Source organism: Limnohabitans sp. JirII-31 (assembly GCF_002778315.1).
Taxonomy (GTDB): Bacteria; Pseudomonadota; Gammaproteobacteria; order Burkholderiales; family Burkholderiaceae_C; genus Limnohabitans.
Genome location: NZ_NESA01000001.1, coordinates 273,260 through 285,527, shown reverse-complemented (window position 1 = coordinate 285,527; position 12,268 = coordinate 273,260). Strand labels below are relative to the sequence as shown.

The window sequence follows — 12,268 nt, the reverse complement described above, 5'->3', positions numbered from 1 at the left end:
CCTTTTTCATATGTCCAGCTAGAACCTATCAGGCTGATTTGTGTTGTCGCTCAAGCGCTGCATCACGAATCGCGCTCAACGTGCCACGGGTGGTGATGACCTCTGGATCAAGCATGACCTCAATCAAGGTGCCTTCTGAACGAGCAAGCGCAGCTTTGAACTCAGCCTCGAATTCTTGCGTACGTGTGATGCGTACGCCCGCATAGCCGTATGCCCTTGCCAAGGCCGCAAAGTCTGGATTTTGCAGATGTGAACCACTGGTGTGCTGTGGGAATTCGCGCTCTTGGTGCATTCGAATAGTCCCGTACATGCCGTTGTTGAGTAACACCACAATGGTCTTGGCTCCGTGTTGACTGGCAGTTGCCAACTCCTGACCATTCATCAGAAAGTCTCCGTCGCCAGCAATCGTGAACACAGTACGTCCAGTGAGCAGATTGGCTGCAATGCCAGCAGGTACCCCGTAGCCCATAGACCCAACAGTAGGCGCCAGTTGGGTGCGTACCCCTTTGGCTAGGCCGTGGTGTTTGTGAAAGCGATGTACCCAGCTGGCAAAGTTACCCGCGCCATTGGTTAACACAGCATCTTCAGGCAAAAGCTGGCTGATGGTGCGCACGATTGCTGGCATATCGATGTCGCCAGGTAAATCTTGCGAAATGAAATTGTCTTCATAGTCGGCATGCGCTGCAGCAGTCCATGCTTCCCAAGGCAGGCTAACTGGCGCAGTCAACACTTCCAAAGAGCGCGCAGCAGCATTCATGGTTGACAACATGGCCAAATCTGCTTGGTAGACCCGGTTAAGCTCTTCAGCACTGGCGTGAATGTGCACCAGCTTTTGTTGAGGTTTGGGTGCTTTCAGCAAGGTGTACCCACTGGTCGTCATCTCACCCAAACGCGGACCAATGGCCAAGATCAAATCGCTGTCACGAATTCTTTGCGCGAGTTTGGGGTTGATGCCAATGCCCACATCACCTGCATACAGCGGATGGTGGTTATCAAAGATGTCTTGAAAACGGAAAGCGTTGCCCACAGGCAGCTTCCAGTTTTCTGCAAAGCGCTGCAAAGCTTGGGCCGACTGTGGCGTCCACCCTGCACCACCGGCAATCACAAACGGGCGCTGCGAGGCCAACAACATTTCACGCAATTGCCTGAGTGCGCCAGGATCGCTCCAAGCCTCTACAGGTTCCACCCGAGACAAAGGACGCGCATGCACTTGGCGCACCAACATATCTTCTGGCAACACCACCACCACAGGCCCCGGACGACCATTCATGGCTGTGGCAAAGGCACGGGCGATGTACTCAGGAATGCGCTCTGGGTCGTCAATGCGCTCTACGCGTTTGGCCATGCCACGGGTGCTCGGTCCGAAAAAGCTGTTGTAGTCCACTTCTTGGAAAGCTTCACGGTCACGAAAGTCGCTACCGACATCGCCCACAAATAAAACCATGGGTGCGCTGTCTTGGAAAGCTGTGTGCACGCCAATCGAAGCGTTGGTAGCACCAGGTCCGCGGGTGACAAAACATACACCCGGTCGGCCCGTCAAACGGCCTTGAGCATCGGCCATGAATGCCGCCCCACCCTCTTGCCTGTTGATCACAAATTGAATCTGATCTTTGTAAGCATGAAAGCCGTCTAAGACGGCCAGATAGCTCTCACCTGGCACGCCAAACGCGTGCGTCACACCTTGCTCAATCAAGCACTCCACCAACAAGTGGCCAGCGATTTGTTGCCTCATCAACTTCTCCTATTTATTCAAGCATGCACTGTGCGGCGCCCGACACTTAAAGCCACCCACACACTCAGCAACAGAACCGAGGCTGCGCCAATCAACGTAGCGCCATACCAGCCTCGGTCCATGAAGACACCAAAAAATAGCGGGGAAATCGCCGAACCGACATCAATGCCCGAATACACCATGCCATAGACCCGCCCGGTTGCTCCTTTGGGCGTGGCATTTTTGATCATCATGTCGCGCGATGGCCCCCCGATCCCAATGGCCAAGCCCGTCAATGCCAACACCACCATGGTGGCTGTTGCATTTAACCAGCCGCTGCCACACAAGGCCATGAACAATGCTGCCACTGACATACAAACAGCCACCACACGTTCGCTGTGACGCGGTATGCGCGCGGCCAAAAACCCGCCAACCACAACACCCGCCGCAGCGCACAACATATACGCAGTGAGCGTCATGGTTGCCGCTTCAAAGCTCACGCCGTGCATGGCCTGCAAGATGGACACAGAAAAGCTTTGGACAATCACCAAGGTCATCGCCGTCAGCATGAAGAAACCAAAACACCACCAGACCACGCTATTTTTCAAAAAAGCCAAGCTGTGGGCCCTGGGCACATCGCTCGCATGCACCACGGCATGCGTGAGCAAGGTATCTCGTCGCCACACCAACAAAAGCAAAATGCCAGCAAATAGGCACGCAGCCCCCACGTAGGCCACACGCCAATCAAACAAGCTGCTCAAACCAACCAAGAAGACTGGCGCAACAGCCCAGCCCAAATTCCCGGTCAAGGCGTGTGCGCTGAAGGCGTAACCCAGTCGGAGGCTGGAGACTTTTTGATTCAAGATGGTGAAGTCTGCGGGGTGAAAAGTGCTGTTACCCAAACCGAGCAGTACCGCCACCGCCATCAAGGCCGCATAGCTGTTCGCCATAGCAGCCAGCAAGCACGCCAGAACAAAAGCTGTCATAGCAGCAAACAGCACAGGGCGCGCGCCAAAACGATCAACCACAAACCCAGCTGTGGCCTGGCCCATGCCTGAGACCACAAAAAAGACCGACATCAACAAACCCAATTCGGCGTAACTCAAGCCAAAGGTTTGGATGAACACGGGGAACATCAACGGCAACAACAAATGCGAAAAGTGCGAGCTAGCATGCGCCAAACCGACCAAGCCAATCACAGCGGCGTCGTCACGCCAAGGCACGTCGTTAGGGGCAAGGGTGGTGCTCATGATGTCTCAAAAAAAAGCGCAAAGGCAGGATTGGCAGCATCCTAACCTTTGCGCTTGAGCTGAGACGTCGACTGGGGGACAAGCCCCAAAGTTTTAGGCCGCTACTTTGGTGAAAGCAAATTCACCCGGTGCACGTACCGGATCGACACTGACCGCAATCGCATCTTTGGGACCGAACTTGCCTTCCAGTAGTAGCTTGGACAGCGGGTTCTCAATGCGTTGCTGAATCGCACGCTTGAGCGGACGCGCGCCAAACACGGGATCAAACCCAACCTTGGCCAATTCGGCTAAGGCCGCAGGAGAGACCTGCAAGCCCAAGTCCATCTTGGCCAGACGCTCGGACAACACCTTGAGCTGGATATCGGCGATGCGCGCGATGTGCTGCGCATCGAGCGAGTGAAACACCACCGTCTCGTCAATGCGGTTCAAAAATTCAGGGCGGAAGTGGCTCTTGAGCTCATCCCACACCGCATCTTTGATGTCTTGTGGATCTTGGCCCACCATGCTTTGGATGATCGGTGAGCCAATGTTGGAGGTCATCACAATCACGGTGTTTTTGAAGTCCACGGTACGGCCTTGACCGTCGGTCAAGCGGCCATCGTCGAGTACTTGCAACAAGATGTTGAACACGTCTGGATGGGCTTTTTCCACTTCGTCGAGCAACAACACGCTGTAGGGCTTGCGTCGTACAGCCTCGGTCAAATACCCGCCCTCGTCGTAGCCCACATAACCGGGGGGCGCGCCAATCAAACGACTGACTGAATGCTTCTCCATGAATTCGCTCATGTCGATGCGAATCATGTGGTCTTCGCTGTCAAACAAAAAGCCCGCCAAAGCTTTGCACAACTCGGTCTTGCCCACACCCGTAGGGCCCAGGAACAAGAATGAACCGGTTGGGCGATTGGGGTCGCCCAAACCAGCACGTGACCGGCGAATGGCGTTGGCCACTGCCGTGATGGCCTCTTCTTGGCCCACGACACGCTGGTGCAGCTTGTCCTCCATCTGCAACAGCTTGTCACGCTCACCTTGCATCAATTTAGACACCGGGATACCCGTCGCGCGTGCTACCACTTCAGCAATTTCTTCGGCCCCTACTTGCGTGCGCAGCAAACGATGCGTCCCTGGCTTGGCAGTCTTGCTGCTTTCTTTGGCATTGGCTTCTTTCAGGCGCTTTTCCAGCTCAGGCAACTTGCCGTATTGCAGCTCAGCCACCTTGTTGAAATCGCCCTTGCGGGTGAATTCTTCGATCTGAAAGCGGATGCGGTCAATCTCTTCCTTGACCTGAGCACCACCGTGGGCAGAGGCCTTTTCAGATTTCCAGATTTCTTCCAAGTCGGCGTAATCTTTGCCAAGCTTGGTGATTTCCTCCTCCAGTAAACCCAAGCGCTTTTGAGAAGCCTCGTCTTTTTCTTTGCGCACGGCTTCACGTTCAATCTTGAGTTGAATCAACCGCCGATCGAGCTTATCCATCACTTCGGGCTTGGAGTCGATTTCGATCTTGATCTTGGCGGCAGCCTCATCAATCAAATCAATCGCCTTGTCAGGCAAAAAACGGTCTGTGATATAGCGGTGCGACAACTCGGCCGCAGCAACAATGGCCGGGTCGGTGATCTCCACGCCATGGTGCACTTCGTATTTTTCTTGCAAGCCACGCAAGATCGCAATGGTGGCTTCGACTGTGGGTTCGCCCACAATGATCTTCTGGAAACGACGCTCCAGGGCTGCATCTTTTTCGATGTACTTGCGGTATTCATCCAGCGTGGTGGCCCCCACACAATGCAGCTCGCCACGTGCCAAAGCAGGCTTGAGCATGTTGCCAGCGTCCATGGCACCTTCGGCTTTCCCCGCCCCCACCATGGTGTGGAGTTCGTCGATGAAGACGATGGTTTGGCCCTCGTCCTTCGCCAATTCTGTGAGCACGCTTTTCAAGCGTTCTTCAAACTCACCTCGGTATTTGGCCCCCGCCAGCAAAGCCGCCATGTCGAGAGACAACACGCGCTTTCCTTTGAGCGAGTCAGGAACTTCACCCGACACAATGCGCTGGGCCAGCCCTTCAACGATGGCCGTTTTGCCGACACCGGGCTCACCAATCAGCACCGGGTTGTTTTTGGTACGGCGCTGCAGCACTTGGATCGCGCGGCGAATTTCATCATCACGGCCAATCACCGGATCGAGCTTGCCGCTGCGAGCGCGCTCGGTCAAATCAACACAGTATTTCTTGAGCGACTCTCGTTGCCCCTCGCTCTCGGCGTTATCGACTTTTTGCCCTCCTCGCACTGCAGTGACTGCGGCTTCCAAGCTTTGACGTGTCAATCCGTTGTCCCGTGCCAGCTTGCCCCAGTCACCTTTGTTGTCACACAGGGCCAGCAAAAACAATTCACTGGCAATGTATTGGTCACCACGTTTGATGGATTCTTTTTCAGCAGCTTGGATAAGCGAGACCAAATCTCGTCCCACCTGCACCTGTTCTTGACCCTGCACTTTGGGCAAGCGATTCATCGCCGTTTCAGCCGCAGCAGCCAAACCTGTGACGTTGGCACCCGCACGCTGTAGCAACGACTTGGGGCCATCGTCTTGGCGCAGCATGGCCACCACCACATGCGAAGGCTCGATATAGGCGTGGTCGTTGCCCAGCGCCAAAGTTTGGGCTTCTGAGAGAGCTTCTTGGAATTTGGTTGTCAGTTTGTCAAGACGCATGAAAACTCCGGAATCGAATATTGAATTGCCTCATAGCTGAGGCTGATCCCTTACATTTCAAGTGAGCGCGACCTAACAAGTGTTGACCTGGGTCAAAGCAGCTGCGTTGAGGGTCGAAAATGACCCGGCCACGCTCAAACAGCGTTGTTGACTTGAATACCCCAGCGTGCCAAAGCTTGGTCGTCGCTAACGCGGGCGTCCACCCAACGTGCGCCTTCAGGTGTGACTTCTTTCTTCCAAAACGGCGCCTGCGTCTTGAGATAGTCCATTAAAAACTCACACGCCTGGAAGCTCATACCTCGGTGTGCTGAAGTCACGGCAACCAGAACAATTTGATCTTGAGGTTGCAACAAGCCCACGCGATGGATCACGCGTGCGGCGTATATGTCAAACCGCTGTTGGGCTTGAGCCAACATAGCCTCGATGGCTTTTTCGGTCATGCCGGGGTAATGCTCCAACTCCATGCTGGAGACTTGACTGCCCTCGTTGCGTTCGCGAACCGTGCCAACAAAACTGCACACAGCACCAACGCGGGCATCACCTTGTCGCAAAGCAGCCAACTCTTGACTGACGTCAAAGTCTTGGGTTTGGATGGAGACCGTCATCGACATCTTCAACCACCCGTCACCGGAGGAAAAAATGCCACCTCGCAGCCATCGGTCAAAGCAACCGAAGCCTCACACAAGTCTTGGTTGAGCGCCATGCGCACCGCACGGCCCGGGGCCAGCACATCGGCATACGCACCGCCTCGGGCGATCAACTCTGCACGCAAATCCGCCAGCGTAGCGGCCTGAGTTTGAACGGCTTCGCTGCCATGCCCCACAGCTTCACGGATGGATGCGAAATAGCGCACAGTCAAGTTCATGCCAACCACTCCGTAAACGAAATGAAACTCACCGTGTCTCCTGGCGCAATGGTTTGCCCGGCGGGGTTATCTACCACGCCATCCCCCCAAACAGCCGACGTGAGCACGCCTGAGCTTTGATTCGCAAACAAATCCAAACCACCTCGTGCGTTGCGTCGCACACGCAAGAATTCGCGTCGCTTGTCGGCACGGGGCCAGTCGAAATGTGCCGTCAACTCAGTGCGAGCAATCTCGGTCTGTCTGACACCTTGCAAGGCCAACACAAACGGACGAACCAATAGCAAGAATGTGACAAAACTCGACACCGGGTTACCCGGCAAACCCATGAAATGACACGCCCCTGATGCGCGATCTGTGCGGTTGACCTGGCCATAAGCGAACGGCTTACCAGGTTTGATGGCGAGTTGCCACAGGTTCAAGGTGCCCAGTGCTTGCACGGCGGGTTTGATGTGGTCTTCCTCTCCGACTGACACACCACCACTGGTCAAAATCAGGTCGTGGTGGCTGGCTGCATCACGCAGCGCCTGAAGGGTGGCTTCACGTTGGTCGGGCACGATGCCAAGGTCCGTCACGTCACAGCCCAAGCGTTGCAGCATGGCACGTAAAAAGAAACGGTTGGAGTTGTAAATTGCGCCTGGTGGCATGGCATCAGGCGCCACATCACCCGGCATGACCAACTCGTCACCCGTAGAAAATAAAGCCACGCGCGGACGGGGCGCCACCTGCAATTGGGCCAAACCAATGCTGGCGGCCAGGCCCAACGAAGCGGGTGTGAGTCGGTCCCCCGCAGCCAACACCTTGGCGCCGCGCGTGACATCCTCACCCGAGCGGCGAATCCATTGTCCGATCGGCACCCTCTTGAGCACCTTCACCTGTGATGGCTCCACCGCTTCACAGTCTTCCTGCATCACCACCGCGTCTGCACCTTCTGGAATGGGGGCACCGGTGAAGATGCGGGCAGCTTCACCTGCCCCCAAAGGCGTACCGTGAGAGCCCGCAGGGATGCGCTGTGTCACACGCAGCAACGCACCAGCCTGAACGCAGTCGGCCACTCGCACGGCATAGCCATCCATGGAGCTGTTGTCTTGCGGTGGCACTTGCAAGGCAGACGTCACATCTTGCGCCAGCACCCGACCATCGGCCTCGAAGGTCGAGACCGACTGCACACCTGGCAAAGGCTGGGCGTGCGCCAGCAATTTAGGCAGGGCTTCATCCAGAGACAACAAGGCAGGTCGGGTCATAACAGAGGTGGGTTGTAGTCGAAGCGGTCTTGGTTAGCCATCAACCAATCACAGACCGCCTCAGGATCGTTCAAATCTAGCACAGGGCGCTGCGTGGCCTCGGGCAAAGCCTCGGGCGAATCGGTGGCAATGGCGACCACAAAATCATCTTCTGGATAGCGCACGGGTTGGCCCGACGCTTGACGCCATACCTCGACTTTTTGCACATCGCTGCGCTTGAAGCCTTCAACCAGCACCCAGTCCACGCCGTCATAGACCTCGGCCAACAAATGGTGAACAGAAAGCTGCGCCGGTTGCTCAAACTCGCGCTGTAAAACCAATCGACGGTGCGAAGCCACCACCACCTCAAAAGCACCGGCTTCGCGATGCCGCCAGCTGTCTTTTCCTGGATGGTCGATGTCAAAGTCATGGTGCGCATGCTTGACCACAGAAACTCGCAAGCCACGCAGACGCATGACGCCAATCATTTGTTCCACCAAGGTGGTTTTTCCAGACCCGGAAAAACCGGCAAAGGCCACCACTTTCATGCGTGATCGCAATGTTGGGTGATGTAGGCCTTGACTTGGGTCACATCGGCAGGCATCACCTGCACGCGACGTGGAAGGCTTTCTATGCCTTCAAACTTGGCTGGGCAATCAGGCTCGCGGTTCAAAGCCTCTACGATGGTGGCTGCAAACTTGATCGGCAATGCAGTTTCAAGCACCACCATCGGGACACCCGCTTGCATGTGCTCACGTGCTGCTTTGATGCCGTCTGCCGTGTGGGTATCCACCATTTGTCCAAAGGACTGGTAGACCGAACGAATGGTCTGCAAACGATCTTCATGGGTGCTCTTGCCACTGACAAAACCGTAGCGCGTTGCGGCTTGTGCAAATTGCGGATCTGCACTTAGGTCAAATCGGCCCTGCGCGGAAAGTTCGGCACCGAACAAGCTGTTGACCCGGGTGCCATCACGCGCCAGCAAATCGAACACAAAGCGCTCGAAATTGCTGGCTTTGGAAATGTCCATCGAAGGACTCGACGTCTCATGTGTGTCGGCGCTGCCGCGTACTCGGTAGACACCAGTTCGGAAAAACTCATCGAGCACGTCGTTTTCGTTGGTCGCCACCACCAGTTGGGCGATGGGCAGGCCCATCATGCGTGCAACATGACCGGCACACACATTGCCAAAATTACCGCTCGGTACGGTGAAGCTCACGCGTTGGGCGTTGTCTGTGGTGACTTGAAAGTACCCCGCAAAGTAGTACACCACCTGCGCCAGCAAGCGGGCCCAGTTGATGGAGTTGACGGTGCCGATTTTGTATTTGCTCTTGAATTCAAGATCGTTGGACACAGCCTTGACCAAGTCTTGGCAATCGTCGAACACACCCTCAATCGCGATGTTGTGGATGTTGTCGTCGAGCAGGCTGAACATTTGCGCCTGCTGGAATGGACTCATGCGCCCATGAGGGCTGGTCATGAACACCCGCACACCGCGTTTGCCGCGCATGGCGTATTCGGCTGCGCTGCCAGTGTCACCACTGGTCGCACCAAAAATATTGAGCTCCTCGCCACGTCGTGCCAATTCGTACTCAAACAAATTACCCAGCAGCTGCATAGCCATGTCTTTGAAGGCTAACGTGGGTCCGTTGGACAAGGCCTCAACAAACAAACCAGGCTCGAGCGCGCGCACCGGCACAATCGCCGCCGTGCCAAACACCTCTTGGGTGTATGTCTTAACGCACAAGGCTTTCAGGTCATCGGCGGGAATGTCGTCGATGTAGAGCGACAGCACTTCAAAGGCAAGGCTGGCATAGCCTTGGTGTGCGTAGACGTTGCGCAGGCGTGCCAGCGCATCTGGCGTCAATTGAGGGTAATGGTCGGGCAAATACAAGCCCCCGTCTGGGGCCAAGCCTTCCAACAAGATTTCACAAAAACGCTTGCGCTCGGGATGACCGCGTGTCGACAGGTATTGCATCAGTTCAGCTCTTCTTTGCGGATGCGGGTGATCGGTGCCAACACCGTGCTGAGTTGTTGCATCTCAGCCATGGCTTGGTTCATCTTCGCCTCAGGGCAATCGTGGGTCAGGATGATCAAATCAGTGTGGCTCTCACCTTCACCGGCTTCGCGCTGAAGCACGGCATCAATGCTGATGTTGGCCGTCGCCAAAATTCCCGTGACCTTGGCCAAAACCCCTGCTTGATCGGCCACACGCAGGCGCAAGTAGTAGCTGGTCACCACCTGCTCCATCGACAGCACGGGCAAATCGCTCATCGCATCAGGTTGGAAAGCCAGGTGCGGCACACGGTTGAGTGGGTCCACGGTATGCAAACGCGTGATGTCCACCAAATCGGCAATTACGGCACTGGCGGTGGGTTCACTGCCCGCGCCTTTGCCGTAATACAAGGTGGTACCCACGGCATCGGCTTGCACCATGACGGCGTTCATCGCCCCCTCCACATTGGCAATCAAGCGTTTGGCGGGCACCAGGCAAGGGTGCACACGCAGCTCAATGCCAAGTTCTGTGCGCTTGGAAATACCCAACAGCTTGATGCGGTAGCCCAGTTGTTCGGCATAGCGAATGTCTTGTGATTCGAGTTGGGTGATGCCCTCCACGTAGGCCTTGTCAAACTGCACCGGCACGCCAAAGGCAATGGCAGACATGATGGTGGCTTTGTGCGCAGCGTCCACACCTTCAATGTCAAAGGTGGGGTCAGCCTCGGCATAGCCCAGGGCTTGAGCTTGCTTGAGCACGTCGTCAAAAGCCAAGCCTTTGTCGCGCATCTCAGACAAGATGAAGTTGGTGGTGCCGTTGATGATGCCGGCCAGCCATTGGATGCGGTTGGCCGTCAAGCCTTCACGCAAGGCCTTGATGATCGGGATGCCACCCGCCACAGCCGCTTCAAACGCTACCATCACACCTTTTTTGTGAGCAGCGGCAAAAATTTCAGTGCCATGCACAGCAAGCAAAGCTTTGTTGGCCGTGACCACGTGCTTGCCTGCATCAATGGCTTCAAGCACCAGTTGCTTGGCAATACCATAGCCACCGATCAACTCAACCACGATGTCAATCTCGGGGTTGGCAATGATCTGACGTGCATCACTGACCACCTGAACGGTGCTCCCCACGATGGATTTGGCACGCGCCACATCTAGGTCAGCCACCATGGTGATTTGGATGGGGCGCCCTGCGCGGCGCTGGATTTCCTCTTGGTTGCGTTTGAGCACTTCAAAAGTGCCACTGCCTACGGTGCCTATGCCAAAGAGGCCTACTTGGATCGGTTTCATGCGGAATTTTTATTACGGTAGTTTTCTAGGAATTTGGCGATGCGCCCGATGGCTTCGCGCAAGTCGTCTTCGTGCGGTAAGAACACAATACGAAAGTGGTCCGTGTTGGGCCAGTTAAAACCTGTGCCTTGCACCAGCATGACTTTGGTTTCTTGGAGCAACTCTAAGAAAAAGTTCTGATCATCTTTGATCGGATAAACCTTGGGATCAAGGCGGGGGAACATGTACAAGGCCGCCTGAGGCTTGACACAGCTCACGCCAGGGATCGCGCTGATGAGCTCATACGCCAAGTCGCGTTGCTTACGCAGTCGACCGCCCTCGCCCACCAAATCATTGATGCTTTGGTACCCCCCCAAAGCTGTTTGGATGGCCCACTGACCAGGCACGTTGGCACACAAGCGCATGTTGGAGAGCATGTTCAAGCCCTCGATGTAATCGACCGCCGGCTTTTTGTCGCCCGACACCACCAACCAGCCAGCGCGATAACCACATGAACGATAGCTCTTGGACAAAGAGTTGAAGGTCAGGGTCAGCACATCTTGGCTCAAGCTGGCAATGGGCGTGTGCTTGACGCCGTCATACAAAACCTTGTCATACACCTCATCAGCAAAGATGACCAAGCCATGTTCACGGGCCAAGGCCACGATTTGCTTGAGCAAATCATCAGAATACAAAGCACCTGTCGGGTTATTGGGGTTGATCACCACAATGCCTTTGGTGTTGGGCGTGATCTTGGCGCGAATATCGTCGATGCTTGGCATCCACCCGTTAGCTTCATCACACAAGTAATGCACAGGCGTGCCGCCCGACAGGCTAACCGCGGCCGTCCACAGCGGGTAGTCGGGCGCTGGCAACAGCAATTCGTCGCCATTGTTCAGCAAAGCGTTGGTAGCCATCACAATCAGTTCGCTGGCACCGTTGCCCAAATAAATATCGTCTAGCGTGACGCCTTTGATGCCCTGCTTCTGGGTCTCATGCATCACTGCTTTTCGGGCACCAAAAATGCCCTTGCTGTCCGAGTAGCCTGCCGAGTTGGGCAAGTTGCGGATCATGTCTTGCTGAATTTCTTCAGGCGCATCGAAGCCAAACACGGCCAAGTTGCCGATGTTGAGCTTGATGATCTTGTGGCCTTCCTCCTCCATTTGACGGGCTCGGTCCATGATGGGACCGCGAATGTCATAACAGACGTTGGACAGCTTGTTGGATTTTTGGATCTTCTTCAAAGTCCCTCCGAGGG

Annotated in this window: 10 protein-coding genes; all 10 read right to left on the bottom strand. The window is 55.5% G+C overall.

Translation table 11 applies throughout. From position 1 onward, the window contains the following. Positions 1–28: 28 nt before the first annotated feature. The 10 genes from B9Z41_RS01395 to B9Z41_RS01350 all read right to left on the bottom strand — a co-directional run bounded on the left by B9Z41_RS01395 (position 29) and on the right by B9Z41_RS01350 (position 12,254). Positions 29–1,732, bottom strand: coding sequence for a thiamine pyrophosphate-binding protein (locus tag B9Z41_RS01395; RefSeq protein WP_100144251.1), 1,704 nt, complete (start codon positions 1,730–1,732; stop codon positions 29–31). 17 nt (positions 1,733–1,749) lie between these two features. After that, complete coding sequence (locus tag B9Z41_RS01390; RefSeq protein WP_100144249.1) at positions 1,750–2,961, bottom strand: MFS transporter; 1,212 nt, start codon at positions 2,959–2,961, stop codon at positions 1,750–1,752. Positions 2,962–3,054: 93 nt separating this feature from the next. Further along, positions 3,055–5,658, bottom strand: a complete 2,604-nt coding sequence (clpB, locus tag B9Z41_RS01385; protein ID WP_100144247.1) for an ATP-dependent chaperone ClpB — start codon at positions 5,656–5,658, stop codon at positions 3,055–3,057. 134 nt (positions 5,659–5,792) lie between these two features. Further along, on the bottom strand, positions 5,793–6,269 hold the full coding sequence (gene moaE, locus B9Z41_RS01380) for a molybdopterin synthase catalytic subunit MoaE (protein ID WP_369823265.1): 477 nt from the start codon (positions 6,267–6,269) through the stop codon (positions 5,793–5,795). Positions 6,270–6,271: 2 nt separating this feature from the next. After that, positions 6,272–6,523, bottom strand: a complete 252-nt coding sequence (gene moaD, locus B9Z41_RS01375; RefSeq protein ID WP_100144245.1) for a molybdopterin converting factor subunit 1 — start codon at positions 6,521–6,523, stop codon at positions 6,272–6,274. Then, positions 6,520–7,764: a gephyrin-like molybdotransferase Glp gene (glp, locus tag B9Z41_RS01370; RefSeq protein WP_100144243.1), complete on the bottom strand. Its 1,245-nt coding sequence runs from the start codon at positions 7,762–7,764 to the stop codon at positions 6,520–6,522. The genes moaD and glp overlap by 4 nt, the downstream gene beginning before the upstream one ends. Beyond that, positions 7,761–8,291, bottom strand: coding sequence for a molybdopterin-guanine dinucleotide biosynthesis protein B (gene mobB, locus B9Z41_RS01365; protein ID WP_100144241.1), 531 nt, complete (start codon positions 8,289–8,291; stop codon positions 7,761–7,763). The genes glp and mobB overlap by 4 nt, the downstream gene beginning before the upstream one ends. Further along, on the bottom strand, positions 8,288–9,721 hold the full coding sequence (gene thrC, locus B9Z41_RS01360) for a threonine synthase (protein ID WP_100144239.1): 1,434 nt from the start codon (positions 9,719–9,721) through the stop codon (positions 8,288–8,290). The genes mobB and thrC overlap by 4 nt, the downstream gene beginning before the upstream one ends. Then, the gene (locus tag B9Z41_RS01355) at positions 9,721–11,031 is read right to left on the bottom strand and encodes a homoserine dehydrogenase (RefSeq protein ID WP_100144237.1); all 1,311 of its coding nucleotides are present in this window, start codon (positions 11,029–11,031) and stop codon (positions 9,721–9,723) included. The genes thrC and B9Z41_RS01355 overlap by 1 nt, the downstream gene beginning before the upstream one ends. Continuing rightward, the gene (locus tag B9Z41_RS01350) at positions 11,028–12,254 is read right to left on the bottom strand and encodes a pyridoxal phosphate-dependent aminotransferase (RefSeq protein WP_100144235.1); all 1,227 of its coding nucleotides are present in this window, start codon (positions 12,252–12,254) and stop codon (positions 11,028–11,030) included. The genes B9Z41_RS01355 and B9Z41_RS01350 overlap by 4 nt, the downstream gene beginning before the upstream one ends. Positions 12,255–12,268: the final 14 nt, after the last annotated feature.

Coding starts and splice junctions, on each gene's coding strand:
- B9Z41_RS01395 (WP_100144251.1), bottom strand. CDS start 1,732: ATGAGGCAACAAATCGCTGGCCACTTGTTGGTGGAGTGCTTGATTGAG.
- B9Z41_RS01390 (WP_100144249.1), bottom strand. CDS start 2,961: ATGAGCACCACCCTTGCCCCTAACGACGTGCCTTGGCGTGACGACGCC.
- clpB (WP_100144247.1), bottom strand. CDS start 5,658: ATGCGTCTTGACAAACTGACAACCAAATTCCAAGAAGCTCTCTCAGAA.
- moaE (WP_369823265.1), bottom strand. CDS start 6,269: ATGTCGATGACGGTCTCCATCCAAACCCAAGACTTTGACGTCAGTCAA.
- moaD (WP_100144245.1), bottom strand. CDS start 6,523: ATGAACTTGACTGTGCGCTATTTCGCATCCATCCGTGAAGCTGTGGGG.
- glp (WP_100144243.1), bottom strand. CDS start 7,764: ATGACCCGACCTGCCTTGTTGTCTCTGGATGAAGCCCTGCCTAAATTG.
- mobB (WP_100144241.1), bottom strand. CDS start 8,291: ATGAAAGTGGTGGCCTTTGCCGGTTTTTCCGGGTCTGGAAAAACCACC.
- thrC (WP_100144239.1), bottom strand. CDS start 9,721: ATGCAATACCTGTCGACACGCGGTCATCCCGAGCGCAAGCGTTTTTGT.
- B9Z41_RS01355 (WP_100144237.1), bottom strand. CDS start 11,031: ATGAAACCGATCCAAGTAGGCCTCTTTGGCATAGGCACCGTAGGCAGT.